Annotated in this window: 19 protein-coding genes and 1 rRNA gene; 4 read left to right on the top strand and 16 right to left on the bottom strand. The window is 44.4% G+C overall.

What is annotated here, in order from left to right; all coding sequences use genetic code 11:
* Positions 1-66: 66 nt before the first annotated feature.
* The 4 genes from IRJ16_RS03715 to IRJ16_RS03730 all read right to left on the bottom strand — a co-directional run bounded on the left by IRJ16_RS03715 (position 67) and on the right by IRJ16_RS03730 (position 2,637).
* Positions 67-540, bottom strand: a complete 474-nt coding sequence (locus IRJ16_RS03715; RefSeq protein ID WP_194110164.1) for an SRPBCC family protein — start codon at positions 538-540, stop codon at positions 67-69.
* 50 nt (positions 541-590) lie between these two features.
* Entirely contained in the window at positions 591-1,430 is an 840-nt protein-coding gene (locus tag IRJ16_RS03720) for a sulfurtransferase (protein ID WP_194110165.1), read from the bottom strand.
* 57 nt (positions 1,431-1,487) lie between these two features.
* Complete coding sequence (locus IRJ16_RS03725; protein ID WP_194110166.1) at positions 1,488-2,009, bottom strand: TlpA family protein disulfide reductase; 522 nt, start codon at positions 2,007-2,009, stop codon at positions 1,488-1,490.
* A 154-nt stretch (positions 2,010-2,163) separates the two neighbouring features.
* Positions 2,164-2,637: a ribonuclease H-like YkuK family protein gene (locus IRJ16_RS03730; RefSeq protein WP_194110167.1), complete on the bottom strand. Its 474-nt coding sequence runs from the start codon at positions 2,635-2,637 to the stop codon at positions 2,164-2,166.
* A 213-nt stretch (positions 2,638-2,850) separates the two neighbouring features.
* Between IRJ16_RS03730 and IRJ16_RS03735 the strand changes: the two genes are divergently transcribed.
* On the top strand, positions 2,851-4,890 hold the full coding sequence (locus tag IRJ16_RS03735; protein ID WP_194110168.1) for a M13 family metallopeptidase: 2,040 nt from the start codon (positions 2,851-2,853) through the stop codon (positions 4,888-4,890).
* Between the two features lie 132 nt (positions 4,891-5,022).
* Here the strand turns inward: IRJ16_RS03735 and ettA are convergent, their stop codons facing one another.
* The 6 genes from ettA to IRJ16_RS03765 form a co-directional block, all read right to left on the bottom strand.
* Positions 5,023-6,702, bottom strand: a complete 1,680-nt coding sequence (ettA, locus tag IRJ16_RS03740) for an energy-dependent translational throttle protein EttA (protein ID WP_194110169.1) — start codon at positions 6,700-6,702, stop codon at positions 5,023-5,025.
* Between the two features lie 115 nt (positions 6,703-6,817).
* Positions 6,818-7,579 (bottom strand): hypothetical protein, encoded by a 762-nt coding sequence (locus IRJ16_RS03745; protein WP_194110170.1) that lies wholly within the window; start codon positions 7,577-7,579, stop codon positions 6,818-6,820.
* 24 nt (positions 7,580-7,603) lie between these two features.
* Positions 7,604-7,960, bottom strand: a complete 357-nt coding sequence (locus tag IRJ16_RS03750; RefSeq protein WP_194110171.1) for a GntR family transcriptional regulator — start codon at positions 7,958-7,960, stop codon at positions 7,604-7,606.
* A 3-nt stretch (positions 7,961-7,963) separates the two neighbouring features.
* The gene (locus tag IRJ16_RS03755) at positions 7,964-8,923 is read right to left on the bottom strand and encodes a hypothetical protein (RefSeq protein WP_194110172.1); all 960 of its coding nucleotides are present in this window, start codon (positions 8,921-8,923) and stop codon (positions 7,964-7,966) included.
* Positions 8,920-9,759, bottom strand: coding sequence for an ABC transporter ATP-binding protein (locus tag IRJ16_RS03760; RefSeq protein ID WP_194110173.1), 840 nt, complete (start codon positions 9,757-9,759; stop codon positions 8,920-8,922). The genes IRJ16_RS03755 and IRJ16_RS03760 overlap by 4 nt, the downstream gene beginning before the upstream one ends.
* 154 nt (positions 9,760-9,913) lie before the next feature.
* The gene (locus IRJ16_RS03765) at positions 9,914-10,309 is read right to left on the bottom strand and encodes a GNAT family N-acetyltransferase (protein WP_194110174.1); all 396 of its coding nucleotides are present in this window, start codon (positions 10,307-10,309) and stop codon (positions 9,914-9,916) included.
* Positions 10,310-10,674: 365 nt separating this feature from the next.
* On the opposite strand from IRJ16_RS03765, the gene IRJ16_RS03770 reads away from it, so the two are divergent.
* The gene (locus tag IRJ16_RS03770) at positions 10,675-13,209 is read left to right on the top strand and encodes an ATP-dependent Clp protease ATP-binding subunit (protein ID WP_194110175.1); all 2,535 of its coding nucleotides are present in this window, start codon (positions 10,675-10,677) and stop codon (positions 13,207-13,209) included.
* Positions 13,210-13,385: 176 nt separating this feature from the next.
* Complete coding sequence (locus IRJ16_RS03775) at positions 13,386-14,366, top strand: acyl-ACP desaturase (RefSeq protein WP_194110176.1); 981 nt, start codon at positions 13,386-13,388, stop codon at positions 14,364-14,366.
* Positions 14,367-14,516: 150 nt separating this feature from the next.
* Here the strand turns inward: IRJ16_RS03775 and IRJ16_RS03780 are convergent, their stop codons facing one another.
* Complete coding sequence (locus IRJ16_RS03780; RefSeq protein WP_194110177.1) at positions 14,517-14,843, bottom strand: hypothetical protein; 327 nt, start codon at positions 14,841-14,843, stop codon at positions 14,517-14,519.
* A gap of 116 nt (positions 14,844-14,959) precedes the next feature.
* On the opposite strand from IRJ16_RS03780, the gene IRJ16_RS03785 reads away from it, so the two are divergent.
* Positions 14,960-15,982, top strand: a complete 1,023-nt coding sequence (locus IRJ16_RS03785) for an aldo/keto reductase (protein WP_194110178.1) — start codon at positions 14,960-14,962, stop codon at positions 15,980-15,982.
* 34 nt (positions 15,983-16,016) lie between these two features.
* On the opposite strand, the gene IRJ16_RS03790 is transcribed toward IRJ16_RS03785, so the two are convergent.
* The 5 genes from IRJ16_RS03790 to rrf form a co-directional block, all read right to left on the bottom strand.
* Positions 16,017-16,175, bottom strand: a complete 159-nt coding sequence (locus IRJ16_RS03790) for a hypothetical protein (protein ID WP_194110179.1) — start codon at positions 16,173-16,175, stop codon at positions 16,017-16,019.
* Positions 16,176-16,227: 52 nt separating this feature from the next.
* The gene (locus IRJ16_RS03795; protein WP_194110180.1) at positions 16,228-16,989 is read right to left on the bottom strand and encodes a DUF4846 domain-containing protein; all 762 of its coding nucleotides are present in this window, start codon (positions 16,987-16,989) and stop codon (positions 16,228-16,230) included.
* A complete protein-coding gene (locus IRJ16_RS03800; RefSeq protein WP_194110181.1) occupies positions 16,986-17,669 on the bottom strand; it encodes a M23 family metallopeptidase in 684 nt (227 codons plus the stop codon). Before IRJ16_RS03800 ends, IRJ16_RS03795 begins: the two co-directional genes overlap by 4 nt.
* 26 nt (positions 17,670-17,695) lie before the next feature.
* Positions 17,696-18,229: a DUF922 domain-containing protein gene (locus IRJ16_RS03805; RefSeq protein ID WP_435404474.1), complete on the bottom strand. Its 534-nt coding sequence runs from the start codon at positions 18,227-18,229 to the stop codon at positions 17,696-17,698.
* Between the two features lie 346 nt (positions 18,230-18,575).
* Positions 18,576-18,687: ribosomal RNA gene (gene rrf / locus IRJ16_RS03810) — 5S ribosomal RNA — on the bottom strand.
* Positions 18,688-18,691 lie beyond the last annotated feature (4 nt).

Raw genomic sequence — 18,691 nt, forward strand, 5'->3', positions numbered from 1 at the left:
GAATCATGAACCATGAATCATGAACCATGAACCATGAACCATGAACCATGAACCATGAACCATGAACTAAACTCCGTATTCTCCAAACATCTCGATTATCGCTTTACGTCGGTGCTCAAATATCTTTTCCACCTGTTTTTTAACAAGGATAGCGTTAGCTAAAGTGCCGATCGGTCCGTATGGGATGGCGTAGTTCAGGATGTCTGTCATGTGAACACCACCGGGTATCTCTTTAAAATGATGTTGATGATGCCATAAAGCATAGGGTCCAAAACGTTGTTCATCTACAAAATACTGACCATCCTTCACGTGAGTGATCTCAGTCATCCAATCCATTTTGATACCGAACAGCGGGGTGATCTTATAAGTAATGATCATGCCCTCGTACATTTTGGTCTGCTCATTGAACGGCGAGGTGACGGTAAAGCCCATCTCGACCGGGGTGATCTTCGCCAAATTTAAAGGCGATGAGAAAAAGTCCCACGCTTGCGCAAGCGGGATGGGCATATTTTGCTCGTAAGTAAACAGGTACGTTTTCATGCAAGCATCAACCTATGGCAATGAGAAATGTTTACAATACAAAAATTAAACTACTTATTCTCACCTGCTATCGGCAAACCACGGCGCGACCATTCGCTCCATGAGCCGACATATAGCTTTGGTTCGTTGATACCGGCGTAAGCCATCCCCAGCAAAGTATGGCAGGCTGTAACGCCCGATCCGCAATGTACGATCACCTTATCGGCTGGCACGTCGCCAAACGTCTCTTTGTAAATAGCGGCCAATTCATTCGGCGACTTATACTTGCCGTAAGCATTTAGGTTGTTACCATAAAACAGATTATCCGCACCGGGGATATGTCCGGCTATCAGATCCAAAGGTTCGGTATGGCCGAGGTAACGGGCATTTTCCCGAACATCTATAACCATCTGTTCATCGCTTTGGGCGGCGGCTGCGACGGTATCGATATCGACAGTCCCCGAATAACCCGATGGATTTGGGTACGGAACATCAGCCGGCGTTGGTTGAACATCGTCTGTACTTAAGGTCGCCCCTGCATCAATGGCGGCTTTTAAACCACCGTTGATCACCTGCACTTTTTGGTGACCAATAGCGCGGAACATCCACCATAAACGGGCAGCACCCATGGCGGCATTTTTATCATCATAGATCACCACGTGGCTATCGGGCGTTACTCCCCAGCGCGTGAGTGTCTGAGCAAAAACTTCAGGCGCAGGCAGTGGGTGACGGCCGCCAAAAGCAGGATCATCGGGGTGAGCGGCAAGATCATCATCCAGGCTGGCAAATATCGCGTTGGGCAAGTGGCCGGCAAGGTAACGCTGATGCGCGTCGGCACCGCCACGGGCATCTATAATAATGGTATCGGCCGCGTTAATGGCAGCGTCGGTAATTTCTATAATAGGTGACATACGATCAACGGATGCGGTTTTGGGCGGCATCCGAAAGCAAAGCTAAAAAAGTAAATGTTATTTGGCGCTTAGTTTTGACTCGAGAAGTGTAACCAGTTCGGCAAATTCTTTGTCGCTATAACCAACAGATTGATAAAGGATCTTGCCGTTCTCGTCTAACACGATATTCCGTGGGATATCCTGCGTGGCGAAGAGTTTAAATATCTTGCGACCTTCGTCTGGCAACATGGCGAAGGTGTACTTATTGCTTTCCTTAAACGGTAGCACCTTATCCCAACCTTCCTCGCGGGCAAATGCAAACAAGGCGAACTTAGGGTTATTCTTAAACTTTTCCCATATCTGCTTTTGCACATGAGGGAACTCCTCGCGGCATGGAGGGCACCAGGTAGCCCAAAAGTTAAGCAGCACGATCTTGCTTCGGTAGTCTTTTAAAGACGCGGTCTTATCTTTATCAATGTTAAAAGTAAAGTCGGGCGCGCTATCGCCGATCTTTGTTAAGGTGCTTGCTCGTGGTTCGGTCTGAGCGGTGGCAACCAAAGAACTGATCGCTAACGCGACTATCAAAAGATATTTTTTCATATAGATGTGACGGTTTGATGCAAGTTAGCGGAATGGATCGGCAAAAGCAAGTATCTACGACCTTCACTTACTTGAATAAGATCGCATGTTGTGGCATAACGTCGCAAAACGAAACGACTAACTGATCATCACTTAACTGCTAACTGTTTACTGTTCAATGCACCATCCTATCCGCACAGCAGGAGCTTGCAAAAGCTTCGGGCTTGGCTTTAAAGACGAAACCCATGCTTAGGATATAGCCCATGGCCTCGTGCAGGGCTTTGTTACTTTTGAACATGGGATTGGTGTTGATGTCGGCGTGTACTTCAAGATCTACGTCGTACAGGTCTAACAGGTCGCAAAGTTTGTAAGAGATATCGATCGACTTTTGCACTTCGGTAAGCATACGTTCTTTGATGCTCATTTTTTGCATGGTACGCTCCTGATGGATGTACATAAAGCCGCCACGCTGCTCGCGGATGAAGACGATAACGGTGGCGAAATCGGTAACGGAACCTTTAACTTGCGAATCGGTACCGATACATACTTTAAGTTTGTGACCGAGGGCCGTTTCGCGTTCTATCGCACGTTCAACTTCCTCCATAATTGGCGAACGGAGTATCTCGCCGCTAAATTTTTTCCAGGCCATATAAAGATCGGGTTAAGTGACATTATAAGAACCTGTGTTACAGGTTTATAAAAATAAGCGATAATTAACCTCACTTGCATTAAGCGCAGATAATTTATTTGTTAACATTTTACTGATAATTAACAGCTTAGCCCACATTTAAAATACAGACAAGTGCAACTACATTTTTTAATTTGTAGCATAATGCTCACCTTTAGTTAAAACAAAACGAATATGAAATACAGTAATTACCTATGGTTGGCCATTCCCGCTGTGATAGCGACCGGATGCGGCACCAAACCCGACGCCGCGAGCGACGTACCTAAGCGCACCGTATTTTTTGATAAGTCAGCAATGGATACTACGATATCTCCCGGCAACGATTTTTATAATTATGCCAGCGGTGCCTGGTTAAAAAAGACCGAGATACCGGCGAGCGAGACCGGATGGGGATCCTTCTACACCTTGTTTGATGATAACACCAAAAATCTGCATAAGATATTGGAAGAAACATCGGCAGGTAAACACGACGAAGGCAGCCTTGATCAAAAAGTAGGCGACCTATATGCCAGCGGTATGGATACCGTTGCGATAGAGAAGTTAGGCTACACCCCTATCAAACCATTGCTGGCTAAAATTGCTGCTTTGCAGGACTATAAAGCCCTGGTAAACTTTGCCGCCGCAAGTTATAAAGATGGCGATGGCTACCTGTTCGGCTTTTATGTAGGTCCTGATGATAAGAACAGCACCAAGAACATGGCGCAATTTGGCCAAACCGGTATCAGCTTGCCTAACCGCGATTACTATTTAGAGAAACAGCACGCCGAGATAAAAGCGAAGTATGAAAAATATGTTGCCCAGGTTTTCACGCTGATCGGCGATGATGCTGCTACCGCAGCAAAAAAAGCTGCCGAGGTGGTTAAATTAGAGACCGAGATAGCCAAGTCGCACAAAACGCCGGTGGAATTACGCGACCCGCAAAAAAACTACAACAAGTTTTTAGTGGCCGATCTGCAAAAACGGATCCCTGATATTGACCTGAAGAATGTGTTGGACAAAATGGATGTTAAGACGGATACCGTATTGGTTGGTCAGCCCGGCTATTATGTTGCGCTGAATGGTCTGTTAAAGTCTCAACCGATAGATACCTGGAAAAAATACTTGCAATTTAAGACCGTTAACGGCTCGGCATCGTACCTGAGCAAAGCGTTCCGCGATGCGCGTTTTGATTTCTTTGGCAAAACGTTGAACGGACAGAAAGTGCAAAAAGAACGCTGGAAAAGCATCTCATACGAAGTTGACGGTGGCATTGGCGAATTGTTAGGTCAGCTATATGTAGCTAAATACTTTACACCCGAGGCCAAAACCCGTATGCTGGATCTGGTCAACAATCTGCAAGGTGTTTACAAAGAGCGCATTGAAAAGCTGGATTGGATGAGCAACGAGACCAAGGACAAAGCTAAAGCTAAGTTAGCGTCGTTCGTTAAAAAGATCGGTTATCCGGACACCTGGAAAAAGTATGACGATGTGAACATCACCCGCACGGCTTACTATGATAACATGCAATCCATCAGCAAGCACAATTATGCCGAACAGATAAAAAAAGTTGACCAAAAAGTGGATAAGACCGAATGGGGTATGACACCACCGACCGTGAACGCTTACTACAATCCGTCGTTCAACGAGATCGTTTTCCCGGCCGGTATCCTGCAATTCCCTTTCTTTGATAAGGATGCTGATGACGCGATCAATTACGGCGCTATCGGTGCGGTGATAGGTCACGAGATGACTCACGGTTTTGATGATCAGGGTGCGCAGTACGATAAAGATGGCAACCTGAAGAACTGGTGGAGCAAAACCGACGAAACCAAATTTAAAGCCAAAACGCAAGTTGTGGTAGACCAATATAATAAGTTTGAGGTATTTAAAGGTTTGAACGTGAACGGCGCTTTAACCCAAGGCGAGAACATCGCTGATATTGGCGGACTTACAATAGCCTACAATGCCTTTAAAAATACAGCACAAGGTAAAAGTGATACCAAGATAGACGGCTTAACCCCCGATCAACGTTTCTTCTTGGCGTATGCCCAAGTATGGCGCATAAAAACCCGCGACGAGACAATGAAGGTACGTTTAAGTTCGGACCCACACTCGCCAGAAATGTACCGTGTGAATGGCCCATTATCTAACATGCCCGAGTTTTATAAAGCATTCGGCGTAAAGCCGGGTGATAAATTATATCGCGAGGAGAAGGATAGAGTGAAGATCTGGTAGTTTGAAGCTAAATTAAGCTGAAAGGTAAAAGGCTTCCAGCTTTACAAACGAAAGCGCCCCGAAAAATTTCGGGGCGCTTTCGTTTGTGTAACATTTCGCAATTGGCAGTCCGCCTTTCGCATTCCTTAAAACCTATCCTAACTTCTTATATCTGATCCTCTTCGGAGCAACATCGCCTAAACGTTTCTTACGGTTCTCTTCGTAATCACTGTAGTTACCTTCAAAGAAATAAACTTGCGATTCGCCCTCGAAAGCAAGGATATGCGTACAAATACGATCCAGGAACCAACGGTCGTGACTAATGATCACGGCGCAACCTGCAAAGTTCTCTAAAGCTTCTTCTAAGGCGCGTAAGGTGTTCACGTCAATATCGTTGGTAGGCTCATCCAGTAACAGCACGTTCGAACCCTTTTTTAGCGTGATAGCCAGGTGTACGCGGTTACGCTCTCCGCCTGACAGTACACCTATCTTCTTTTGCTGATCGGCACCATTAAAGTTAAAGCGTGATACATAAGCACGCGAGTTTAACGGGCGGTTGCCTAACATAATGGTCTCGTTACCATCTGTAATATTTTCCCAAACCGACTTTTCGGCATCAAGGTCATCGTGCATTTGGTCAACGTAACCTAAAGCTACTGTCTCTCCCACCCTGAATGTACCAGAATCCGGCTGTTCCTGACCGGTGATCAACCGGAACAAAGTTGATTTACCTGCACCGTTCGGGCCGATGATACCAACGATACCTGCCGGCGGCAAAGAGAAGCTTAAGTTCTCGAATAACACCTTATCCCCATAAGCTTTGGTGACGCCATTAACTTCTATAACTACATTACCCAAACGCGGTCCTGGTGGGATGAAGAGCTCCAGTTTTTCTTCGCGCTCTTTTCCTTCCTCGCTGGCCAATTTTTCGTAGTTGGCCAAACGGGCTTTACCTTTAGCGTGGCGGGCTTTAGGGGCCATACGGCTCCACTCTAACTCGCGCTCTAAAGTTTTTTGGCGTTTGCTTTCGGTCTTCTCTTCCTGCGCTAAGCGTTTGGCTTTTTGATCCAACCATGATGAGTAATTACCTTTCCATGGGATGCCTTCGCCACGGTCAAGCTCCAAGATCCAACCGGCTACGTTATCCAGGAAGTACCTATCGTGCGTTACAGCGATCACCGTACCCTCATATTGTTTCAAGTGTTGCTCTAACCAATCAATAGACTCCGCATCCAAGTGGTTGGTTGGCTCGTCTAACAATAATACATCAGGCTGCTGCAATAACAAACGGCACAAGGCTACACGGCGGCGTTCACCACCAGATAGTACCGAAATTTTGGTATCAGGTTCAGGGCAGCGCAAGGCATCCATAGCGCGCTCTAACTTGGTGTCAAGTTCCCAGGCGTTAACGGCATCTATCTTATCCTGCAATTCGCCTTGGCGGGCCATCAGCTTGTCCATTTTATCGGCATCGCTGTAAACCTCTTCCAGGCCAAATTGCTCGTTAATATTTTCGTACTCTTTCAGGATGGCGGTTATCTCGGACACGCCTTCTTCTACCACTTCGCGCACGGTCTTATTCGGGTCCAATTCAGGCTCCTGGGCCAAATAACCTACGGTGTAACCTGCTGAGAATACCACCTCGCCTTGGTAGTTCTTGTCGAGACCGGCAATGATCTTTAGTACCGATGATTTACCCGAACCGTTAAGACCGATCACACCGATCTTAGCGCCGTAAAAGAACGACAGGTAGATATTTTTTAAAACTTGCTTTTGGGGCGGATAGATCTTGTTGACCCCCGCCATTGAAAATATGATCTTTTCGTCGGCCACGTTAGTATATTTTTAAGTTTCTGAATCAGGTATGAGGGATTTCCCTCCTTTACGAAGCGCAAATATAATAGTTTGCTAATGCGAGAGGGTAAAGTACGATATTTTAGTTAGCTGTCTATTTAACCTGAGTAACCGTGCCCATGGTGTCGACTATATTTACCGAACTTAAGTTATCCATACCCGTGTTGTTGAAATTGCCGACCGTGCCTTTACCGACAAAAACATCGGTGTTACATAATTTATAATGCAGTCGACCAATACGGCTGGCAAAGTCTATTTTGACCTTTGAATAGTCGTTGGATATGATATTCACGCTTGCACAGCGTACATCATTTAAACTGGATATGCCGTGTGACATTGTAAGATCTATTTTATTGCGATAAACCCCATAAAGATAAACATGGGTATTTAAACAATTAACAGACAGCAACCGGGGTGTTTTGATCTTGATCAACGCGAATCTGAACGTGGTAGACATGTAGTTGTAACTATCCAAGGTGTCTTTTGTATCAAAACTAACCTTCAGAGTATCGTTATCTACCTTTAAATGCACACCACTACCAATACGGCGGGGCACCTCTGCCGAGGTAGCTTGAATGGCGGTATCCTCAACTATCATTACCCTTGGGCGCCAGTATTTGGTATCTAACATCCCCGAGCCGTCGTGCTTTTCCATCGTCCCGTTAACTTGTACGTGACTGAAGTTAGACAACCGGCCTACCGAGTACATTTCCAGTTCGGATCTTTTGGTGTGGGAGAACAAAAAGTTACCCTTATTAAACTCATTCTTGGTCAATAGAGCGTAAGCCAACATCGAACCAAAAGTTGCCAATACAATAAAAATAAACAGTTTAGTACTCGCCCGCATGTTAAGCATACCCACAAAAATACAGATCTTTAACTAATGTATTTGCTTACTAAGTTGTTCTAATTCGGCAATATCGATATTCAGTGCCTTCATTTTTTTCAGTAATGCCGGCAGCTCATTACTAATAAATGCCTGGCGCCGTTCATCAAAAATAACATGCGAAGCATTAGGCGTAACAAAATACCCCATACCTTTTTTTGTATAAATGATCTGTTGAGATTGTAATTGTTCGTACGATCGCATAACGGTATTGGGGTTAACCTCTAACATAACGGCAAGTTCTCTTACAGATGGGATCTTTTCGTCATCTTTCCACACAAGCGCCAGTATCTGATCACATACGTGGTCAGCTATCTGCAGATAGATCGCTTGCGTGTCGTTAAACTCCATTAATTATAATTGAGTTTCCTTTATTCTTAACCACACCCCTATCCAAGTGAGTACCAATCCAGCATAAAATAAATAGCTGAACATCCTTATATGTGCTATTTGAGGGTGTCCTGTGTACAGACCCGAAAAATACCTGACCACCGGTGTCTCGGCACTTTCTGATGATGCCTGATCGATATAAGCAAAGCCGTACATGGTACCTCTTACATCTCCTGCTATTTTGTCGGTTATCTTAAACCGGGTCTTTTTTCCATCGCCTTCTTGCGTCACATCGGTAAAACGCACTTTAACATACGAACCCGCCTCCCATTTTTCGGGGCGGTCGTAGACGTCTACCTGGTGTACATCGGTTGGGCCGGCAGGTACGTTAAAAACAGCTTTTAAAATGGCATAATACCCACTATGACTCACTTCAAAAAGCACGGTCATCACTATTGGTATTACCAAATAGCTATACCTTCTTACACAAATGGCGCATGCTGCAACTCCCGTTTGGCATAAAACGTAGTAATAGAAATAAATGTGAGAGCCAAGCGTGTTCTCCCGTAGGTTTTGGGTAAATACGTCAAAACTGACCAGGGGATGAAGGTGAGACATTACCTTGATCGTCACCGCGAAAAGCAATAAATGAACGACAGGAAAAAAGACAATGATCAATATAAATATTGCCAGCAAGCGCTCCAGTGCCGAAGCTGGTAACATCAACCATGTTCCTTTTTGTTTGTTGTGAAAAGCCGAGAACAACGATATGGCAAAAAAGCCGCCGAATATTAAGGGGGCGATATTAAAAACAGAATAGATAACCCCCTCGGATAATGTGGTCGTTTCGTTCTTTGCACGTATAATGATGTAAGCACTGATCAGCATGCACATCACTACACCGCTAAGGCCGTAACGGATCAAATTTTCGGTGAGCTGTTTTTTAATTAACAGATATGTGCGGTTAACAGATAGTTCCATCATTTTACTTCTAAAACCGATAATACTTTTTGTTTTTGATCCAATACAGCGTTAAAGAACAACTCCATATCAAACTTGGTGTATTCGCCCTTCAAATTAGCCGAGAGTGTTGCGTAGCCCCGTAAAGCACGTTCGCTGTAGATCACGTTAGGGATATCTTCCAGATCGGCAGCATACTTAAAGGCGATGCGATTGGTCAGTTCGTCAATAGATCTGTCTATGATCATTTTTTGTCCGTCCAGGATCAATACATGGTCTATCAAACTTTCCAGGTCTTTAACCTGATGGGTGCTGATCATAATGATCTGATCTTCCTGAAGGCCCCCCGCTATGATCTTCCTGAAGATCTTTTTGGCGGGTATATCTAAGGCGTTGGTAGGTTCATCCAGCAATAATACTTTAGCCCTTAATGCTAAAGCAAAGCAAATGGCTATTTGCTTACGTTGACCCAAACTCAGTTTAGCCGGATGCACATCTGCCCGGATGTCAAATTCGGCCAGCAAGTCGTAAAACATCACACTATTAAAGCCCGGGTAAAATGGTGTATAAAGCGCCAAATATTTATCTATAGCTCCGGGCGGAAAATATATTTCGTCAGGCAAAAAATAAACTTGTTGTAAAAAATCAACTTTACGTTGTTGGGGGGTAAAACCAATTACGGAGCATTGGCCATCGTTAGGGAACCTTAAACCGCTTAAGATGTACATTAAGCTTGTCTTTCCCACGCCGTTTCGCCCCAGTAATCCATAAATATGGCCCGGGGCGAGACTTAGCGTCAGGTCTTCAAGTACGCTCTCTTTAGAGCTGTACCTAAAATTTATATGGTTTAGGTTGATCATATAATCGATCCAAGGTGTACTACCTCGCTAGTACACTGCAATAATAAGGCGAAGAATTTAAACATACAATACTTTGTAAAAATATTTTTTCGTGGTAGTTGAATATCATCTATTTTGAAGGTAATTCCATCTCTAATATCGGGAATGGCCTGCCCTATTCATCTATTTCCCGTCGGCCAGTGATCTTAAAACCCAGGTGCGGATAGAAACCTATAGCCTGAGGGTTTTGTTCGTTCACCTCTACTTTACGTAAACCGTGTTCGATCGTTGCATAACTGATCAGTTGTTTGCCTATCCCTTTACCGAATGCATCAGGATGAACAAACAGCATAGCGATCTGATCATCGGTCAAACCTAATATTCCGGCAAGTGCTCCGTCGCTAATGATCACATAAGACATTAGTTGCGCGAATATGCCGGGCAACTGCGCCCTAATGCCAGAAATATCTTCCGCGGTCAAAAAATGGTGGGTGGCGCGCACTAATGCTTCCCACAGGTTCTGCATCTGCAAATAATGCTCAGATGATGCGGGGATAATTGTATTCTCCATTGTCAGTGTTTCAAGAGGCGGCAAAAATAATGATCTATGCCTAATTGTCAGCAATTATGACTAATTGCCTGTTATAACACTTGCGACAGTGGGCAGCCGATCCGTTTAAAACATTTAAAGTCATTATTATCAAACCATTAAACCAGTGTTGATATTAAATTTATAACTTTATATAAAAAGATGCTAAAACAAGCTTCAAAAAGCTTTATTTAGCATTTGTGATACGGGTTTACATCATATAATTGTCTGCTTTTGGCAGTAAGCTCAGCGTTGGCAACATTGTTGATAATTATATCCCCGTAAGGCCGTCGTCACAGTAAACTAATTTTGGTGTTACGACGTTCATCATAATTGAAAGGTATTATATGGAAGCTAAATTTTCGCCACGGGTAAAAGACGTTATATCATATAGCAGAGAAGAGGCGCTGCGCCTTGGGCATGACTACATTGGTACCGAACATTTACTACTTGGACTTATCAGAGATGGCGACGGTGTGGCCATTAAATTATTAAAGGGTTTAAATGTTGATACAGCCAAGCTTCGCCGCTCGGTAGAAGATGCCGTTAAAGGCACTACGGGTACCAACGTACACATTGGCAGTATCCCGCTGACCAAGCAAGCCGAGAAAGTATTAAAGATCACTTACCTGGAGGCAAAAATTTTCAAGAGCGACGTTATCGGCACAGAACATCTGTTGCTATCAATCCTAAGGGATGAGGACAACATCGCATCGCAATTATTGTTACAGTTTAACGTGAACTATGATATATTTAAACACGAAGTAGACTCGCACAAAAACAACGTGACCGACGAGATGCCGGGTTCATCAACAGGCGGCGATGATGATTTTAAAGAAGAAGAATCATTCAGCCAGCCAAAAAAGGTGTCGGACATTAAATCTAAAACCCCTGTGTTGGATAACTTCGGTCGCGACCTGACCAAGGCTGCCGAAGACGGCAAACTTGACCCGATCGTTGGTCGTGAAAAAGAGATCGAGCGTGTATCGCAGATCTTGTCACGTCGTAAAAAGAATAATCCTATTTTGATCGGTGAGCCGGGTGTTGGTAAATCAGCCATTGCTGAAGGCCTTGCACTGCGCATCGTTCAGCGTAAGGTGTCGCGTGTGTTGTTCAACAAACGTGTAGTTACTTTAGATCTTGCATCATTGGTTGCCGGCACTAAATACCGTGGCCAGTTTGAGGAGCGGATGAAAGCAGTGATGAACGAGTTGGAGAAATCTCCGGATGTTATCCTGTTCATCGACGAGATCCACACCATTGTTGGTGCAGGTGGCGCTTCGGGCTCATTGGATGCGTCTAACATGTTCAAACCGGCTTTGGCCAGGGGCGAGATACAATGCATCGGCGCTACTACTTTAGATGAGTATCGCCAGTTCATCGAGAAAGATGGTGCTTTGGATCGTCGTTTCCAAAAGGTAATGGTTGAGCCGGCTACTCCAGATGAGACCGTAGAGATACTGACCCGTATTAAAGACAAATATGAAGAGCATCACGGTGTAACTTATACTGACGAAGCTATCCAGGCTTGCGTTTCGCTGACCACCCGTTACATCACCGACAGGTTTTTACCTGATAAGGCGATCGACGCGCTTGACGAAGCCGGTTCACGCGTGCACCTGACCAATATCCATGTACCGCAACAGATACTGGATATTGAGCAAAAGATAGAGCAGATCAAGATAGAGAAGAACAAAGTTGTTCGCAGCCAGAAATACGAAGAAGCTGCTAAACTGCGCGATACCGAGAAGCACTTGCTTGAAGAACTTGATCAAGCTAAAGGCGCTTGGGAGGCCGAAACGAAATCTAAACGATACACCGTATCAGAAGATAACGTAGCCGAAGTTGTGTCAATGATGACCGGTATCCCGGTACAAAAAGTTGGCCAGGCCGACAGCCAAAAGCTGTTGCACATGGGCGACAAAATGAAAGGTAAGATCATTGGCCAGGATGATGCGATCAAGAAATTGGTTAAAGCTATCCAACGTACCCGTGCTGGACTTAAAGATCCTAAAAAACCTATCGGTTCGTTCATATTTTTAGGTCCTACCGGTGTTGGTAAAACAGAGTTAGCTAAAGAGTTAGCACGCTTTATGTTCGATACCGAAGACGCGCTGATTCAAATAGACATGAGCGAATACATGGAGAAATTCGCTGTGTCACGCTTAGTAGGTGCGCCTCCGGGCTATGTAGGCTACGAAGAAGGCGGTCAATTGACCGAGAAAGTTCGTCGTAAACCATACGCGGTAGTGTTATTAGATGAGATCGAGAAAGCCCACCCTGATGTGTTCAACATCCTGTTACAGGTATTGGACGAAGGTCAACTGACTGACTCGTTAGGCCGTAAGGTTGATTTCAGGAATGCTATCATCATCATGACATCGAACATCGGTGCGCGTCAGTTAAAAGACTTCGGTCAGGGTGTAGGTTTTGGTACCTCTGCTATGAGCAAACAGTCGGACAACCATTCACGCGGTGTTATCGAGAATGCTTTGAAACGCGCTTTCGCTCCGGAATTCCTGAACCGTGTAGACGACGTTATTGTATTCAACTCGTTAGGTAAAGATGAGATCTTTAAGATCATCGATATCGAATTGGCAGCCTTATTTAGCCGCATCAGTGGCTTGGGTTATCAAATTGAATTGACCGATGCCGCCAAGGATTTTGTTGCCGAGAAAGGCTTTGATTCGCAATTCGGCGCTCGTCCGTTAAAACGTGCTATCCAAAAATACCTGGAAGAGCCAATTGCTGAAGAGATACTGAAAGGCGAACTGACCGATGGCGACACCATGGAAGTTGACTACGATAAAGAGGCTGATGAGATCAAAGTTAACATCCGTTCATCTGGCGAGAACAAAAAAGAAGAAGAAGCACAAGGTTAACAGCCTGTACTTCATACCATATCGAGTCCGGCCAATTGGCCGGACTTTTTTGTTTAAAGACGATGTGATAATTATCATTTTTCGAATCACTTTTTGGGTTTATTTTCGTTAATAGATAGCAGCGGCAAGGGTCGATTTCTGTTAAAATTGATTATATTTGCCCCAAACACATACTGATGAAATTTTTTGAAGAAAAAAGGCGTGAGGTGATGAAGCATATCGAAGGCTTTATGCTCGAGAAAATGAACGATTACCTTAAGCCGATAGATACTAATTGGCAGCCGGCAGATTTTCTGCCCGACTCTACCCGCCCTACTTTTCTTCAGGAGATCAAAGAACTTCAAGAGACAGCCAAAGGTTTGTCTTATGACCTAGTAGCGGTACTGATCGGCGACACCATTACCGAAGAAGCTTTGCCTACCTATGAATCCTGGCTGACCATGGTTGAAGGAGTTAATATGGCCGAAGATGGTGGCTGGATGCGATGGACACGCGCCTGGACAGCCGAAGAGAATCGCCACGGCGACCTGCTGAATAAATACTTATACCTGAGTGGCCGCGTAAATATGCGTGCTATGGAAACATCCACCCAGTACCTTATTGCTGATGGTTTTGATATCGGTACAGGTACAGATCCATACCGAAACTTTATTTACACCAGCTTTCAGGAGTTAGCTACCAACGTATCTCACCGCCGTGTAGCCAGCTTGGCTAAAAAGAGTGGCGATACTTTGCTATCAAAAATGTGTGGTGTTATCGCGTCGGATGAAGCCCGTCACGCAAAAGCTTACATGGCTTTCATTGGCAAAGCGTTTGAAGTTGACCCAAGCGAAGCTATGATAGCCTTTGAAGATATGATGCGCAAAAAGATCGTGATGCCGGCCCACTTCCTGCGCGAGGTTGGCTTAAAGATCGGTCAAACGTTTGGTCACTTTACCGATGCTGCACAACGTTTAGGCGTTTACACCGCGGTTGATTACGTAGATATTTTAAAAGACCTGATCGAAGAATGGAAGGTAGAATCAATGACCGACCTTAACGAAGCAGGCGAAAAAGCTCGTGATTATATCACTGCCCTACCCAACCGTTTACTACGCGTTGCCGACCGTATGAAAAATCCTGAACTGGAATATAAATTTAGCTGGATAGCGGGTTGAGAAAGAATCAAGAGTAAAGAATCAAGAGCCAAGATGTAAAACGCATTTTGGCTCTTTTGTTTTATCCGTCTTCACCGGCTTGAATCCCCCCTGTCCCTGTCACAGTGCCTTCCATGTCTTGTTTCTTGACCCTATATTCTTGACTCTCTCCTACTCTCCGCTTATCTTAACGATATCCGCTCCATCCCAATCTTCCATTTGCAGCGTTTCCAGGATGCTTTGCAAAGTCAGTTGGTTAATGTCGTCCACATAGTGTTCGGATTTAGCTACATGTAGTTCCCGTCCTTCGGCGGTCAGCTTAAATAAGTATCCATCATAAAATTCGGGGATACCCACTTCTATCGAATCGGCAACTTTGTTAACCTTTACTTCGGCATCTATTTGTCGGGCCCCCTTAAAAAGCGGATCCAATTTATCCTGCAAAGTTTGATACAATCTGTCGGTATTCCAATTAGTTGATGCGGTGATGATCTTCATGCTTAAAAGTACATTTGATAGATAATATTGTTTGGGCCATGGGTAAATGCTAAATTGCCAAGCAGGCAAACGCAGCGCATAGTTTGCTGTTCATCTACAAAACATCATACCGATATATGAAATACAAATTGCTTGGCCGCTCAGGCCTTAAAGTATCCGAATTATGTTTAGGCACTATGGGCTTCGGCACCGATAATGGTTGGGGAGCCGACAAGGATACCAGCTTTGCTATTATGGAAGAGTTTGCCAACGCGGGCGGGAATTTCTTTGACACAGCCAACGTTTATCAAAAAGGTACCAGCGAAAGACTGATCGGCGACTTCATCAGTCAGCAAGACCGAGACTTTTTTGTATTGGCCACCAAGTACACCTTAAAGGATAATCAGACCAACCCCAACGCTTCAGGCAATAACCGTAAAAATATGATGCGCAGTGTAGAGGAAAGTCTAAAGCGCTTAAAGACCGATTTTATTGATGTACTCTATCTGCACATTTGGGATGACATCACACCTATCGACGAAGTGTTACGCGGTTTGGACGACCTGATTCGCCATGGCAAAGTAAACTACGCTGCCATCAGCGATACCCCCGCCTGGGTAGTGTCCAAGGGTAACACCTTAGCCGAACTAATGGGCTGGAGCCAGTTTATTGCCTTACAAGTAGAATACAGCCTGATCCAGCGCACCCCTGAACGCGAACTGATCCCAATGGCTAAACACTACGGCATGACAGTAACGCCATGGGCGCCTCTTGGCGGAGGCGCGCTGACAGGAAAATACCTGCGTGGCGAACAAGGCAGAGTGAAAGCAGAAAGTAACCGCCGTAATGAAAATGCCGAAAAGATAACCCGTACTGTAATGTCCATTGCCGACGAACTGGGCGTAACAGCAGGAAACGTAGCGCTACAATGGATGCGACAGAAAGGGTTTTCGTGCATCCCTATCGTCGGGGCTACAAAGATAGATCAGCTTAAAGAAAATCTAAAAACAGTTGATATTGCACTGACTGATGCACAAATGCAGCAACTGGATGAGGCCAGTAATATCCCTTTAGGATTCCCCGGAGATTTCTTTAAAGAAGATGCGGTGAAATTAAACTCCTTTGGCGGATTTTACGATCGGGTGGAGAAACGTAAATAGAAAAGGGGAGTAAGCGTTCAGCTTCTCCCCTTTTTTATAATGTATCACGCCTATAGTTATGGCGTTTTAACGTATTCTTGATGATATCCTTTTTGCCGGCCGCGTAATTGATGAAGATAATGCTTCCTAAAACACCGGCTACAACGATAATGCTTGCAATCGTTCCCCAAATACCTTCTATTGCCAATATCATATTACTTTAGTTTTCATTAACTATTGTGCAATAGCTATGCCAGCCTACAATTTTAATTAAATCGTTTCAAAAATTTGAGGTTTACCAGCTCTCCATAAGGAATATTAGCAGGCGATGACAGATCGAACCAAGCATTTCCGTTAGCGTTCTTTAATAATTGAATATCCTGAGCGGGCATAAAACTCTGGGCCAGTAGAAACTTTTTCTCATGTGTGGAATTTTCTGCTATAGCCATCACCATAAAACAATGCCCCGGTGAGCCCCCTTTTATAAAAACGTCGCCGGCCTTGAGTTCGGCCGCTGTGTTTACTTTTACCAATTCTTTCTCTAACGACAATGTACCGGCATAAGAGAACACCAGATCCATATAATTAAGAAAAGTTTTATACGAATGGTCTTTACCCGACTTTAAAACCCATTTACCATTTGCGTACCTGTAACCATTAGCATAATGCAGATAATCGCATTTAAAGCCGCTGGTGAAGTTAAAAGCAATAGTATTGTACTTTTTTTGCTGATAAAGATATTCGGCCCGTAAACGCATAACCGCATCGGCACATTGTTGCAGGTCGCGCTTACCTAAACTCATATCTATCACCCCTGCGGTGTATGCATCAGTCCGGGCTATTTCACCCCGGTAATTACGCGTAGGTGTTCCGACAGGTTTTAGAGGCAAATCACCTAACCACTGCCCAAAACTATCAGGACTGGCTAAGTGATAACCATCTGGAATAATTACGCGGTCCTTAACCCTATCGGCTGGCTTAACAAATGAACTCGCTACAAAAAACAAAAGCACTAATGCACACTTCATAAATACCTCGTTTTAACAAATTGCTGGTAACCATTAAACGGAACGGGTACACCATCGACCAAGCGATACGTGCCAAAATGCAAATGCGTAGGCGAGCGCTTTTTAAAAGCATTCAAACCGGTCCTGCCTACCTCTGCTATTTTTTGCCCGCTTGTTACCATATCACCTGGTTGAACCAGCACCTCCCTGTTATGCGCATAATAGCTGATCATTTCTAACTTAGGATGATATATCCAGATAAATTTGCCACCACGCAGATCGCTGCCATTTTCCCATTCGTTCTTGCAAGCCAGCACCACGCCATCAGCCAGGGCTAAAACGTTAACAGGCTGTTTTGTTTTATCGTCAATATCGTTTTGATCCCTGTCATTGATAAAGATATCATGGGCCGGATGCGCAGTATGCTTATTGCCATCAAAAAAATTGTAGCCTTTATCATAGTAACCATTACCTCGACTACCACCGACAGCACTCAACCTATATCCTTGTAGCGGAAAAGTCCAAGATGCATTACCGGCTACGGGCACAACCGTTTTCAGCTGAACAATCAAACCTAACAGCTGGATTTTAGCATCCTGTTTCTTTATCTCACCGGATAAAATTCGATCATTCAAACCATCTATCTGACGGCATATAGCGCGAACATCCTGGCTGAATGTTACCGAAGGTAATAAAGCCATCAGAATTGCAATTAACAATTTTATCTTCATGGATACGTCGGTGTTTCTGTCAATTGTTGTTTAACTACTGCTTCCCAATCGGCCTGTTTCTCCCGATCGATGGAATGTTTAGTATCAAGATCGTATTGCAATTGTTGAGCGGTCAGGCGCTTGGTGATCGAAGCAAATATATCTCTCACCTCCTGCTGATAGTTAGCCGTATAGCTCTTATTCGTGAGTTCCCAATAAAGTTTACGCGTAAAATACTCGTTGATATCAAAATGCAACTGCTCGTGTCCAAGCAAGTTCTCGGTCTGTTTGTCTTTTTGCACCCAAGATGTTTTCTTTAAAAAGTTGTTCTCTACTTTAAATCTAAGCTTATAATTACCGTCGACAAATTCCGGATCATAACTATAGCCAACATCCACGTGCGTAAAAGCCATAAACGGTGTATTCGCGGGTACCTTTCCATTAAAATCACTCCACGCCAATGACCTATCCACCGCCCATTTCACCTGAGCTTTAACATAGCTGACGGATAAACAAAATAAAAAAGACAATAATATAAGTGCTCTGTTCATTATCCAACTAAACCTTTAATAGATGTAATGATAAGTAAAATAGTATTGATGATGGAATGTTTTATGCTATTGCATGTTCGCATAGAATAACATCTTACTAATATGGTAGACGTTGCTAAGAAGAAGTTTCAGTAAACGAGCATCCCCTGCCAATGGCGGTGGTCCGGCCCCGCTATCTGTCCAAGTTTTGCCCGTACACCCGGATCCTTCGCTTCGCAAAAGCTTTCCCGCCTATCGGGTTTAGGGTGAGGGGGCTGTAGGGAGGTGTTATTGGAAGGTATAGGCACAAAAAAAGCCCCTCTACTTTCGTAAAGGGGCTTAAGTTTAACGTCCTATAGACGATAAGGTTTGGCACCGACCTACTCTCCCACATTTTACTGCAGTACCATCGGCTCTGGCGGGCTTAACTTCTCTGTTCGGAATGGGAAGAGGTGGACACCGCCGATATAGGCACCTGAATTT

The organism is Mucilaginibacter myungsuensis, assembly GCF_015222005.1.
Taxonomy (GTDB): domain Bacteria; phylum Bacteroidota; class Bacteroidia; order Sphingobacteriales; family Sphingobacteriaceae; genus Mucilaginibacter; species Mucilaginibacter myungsuensis.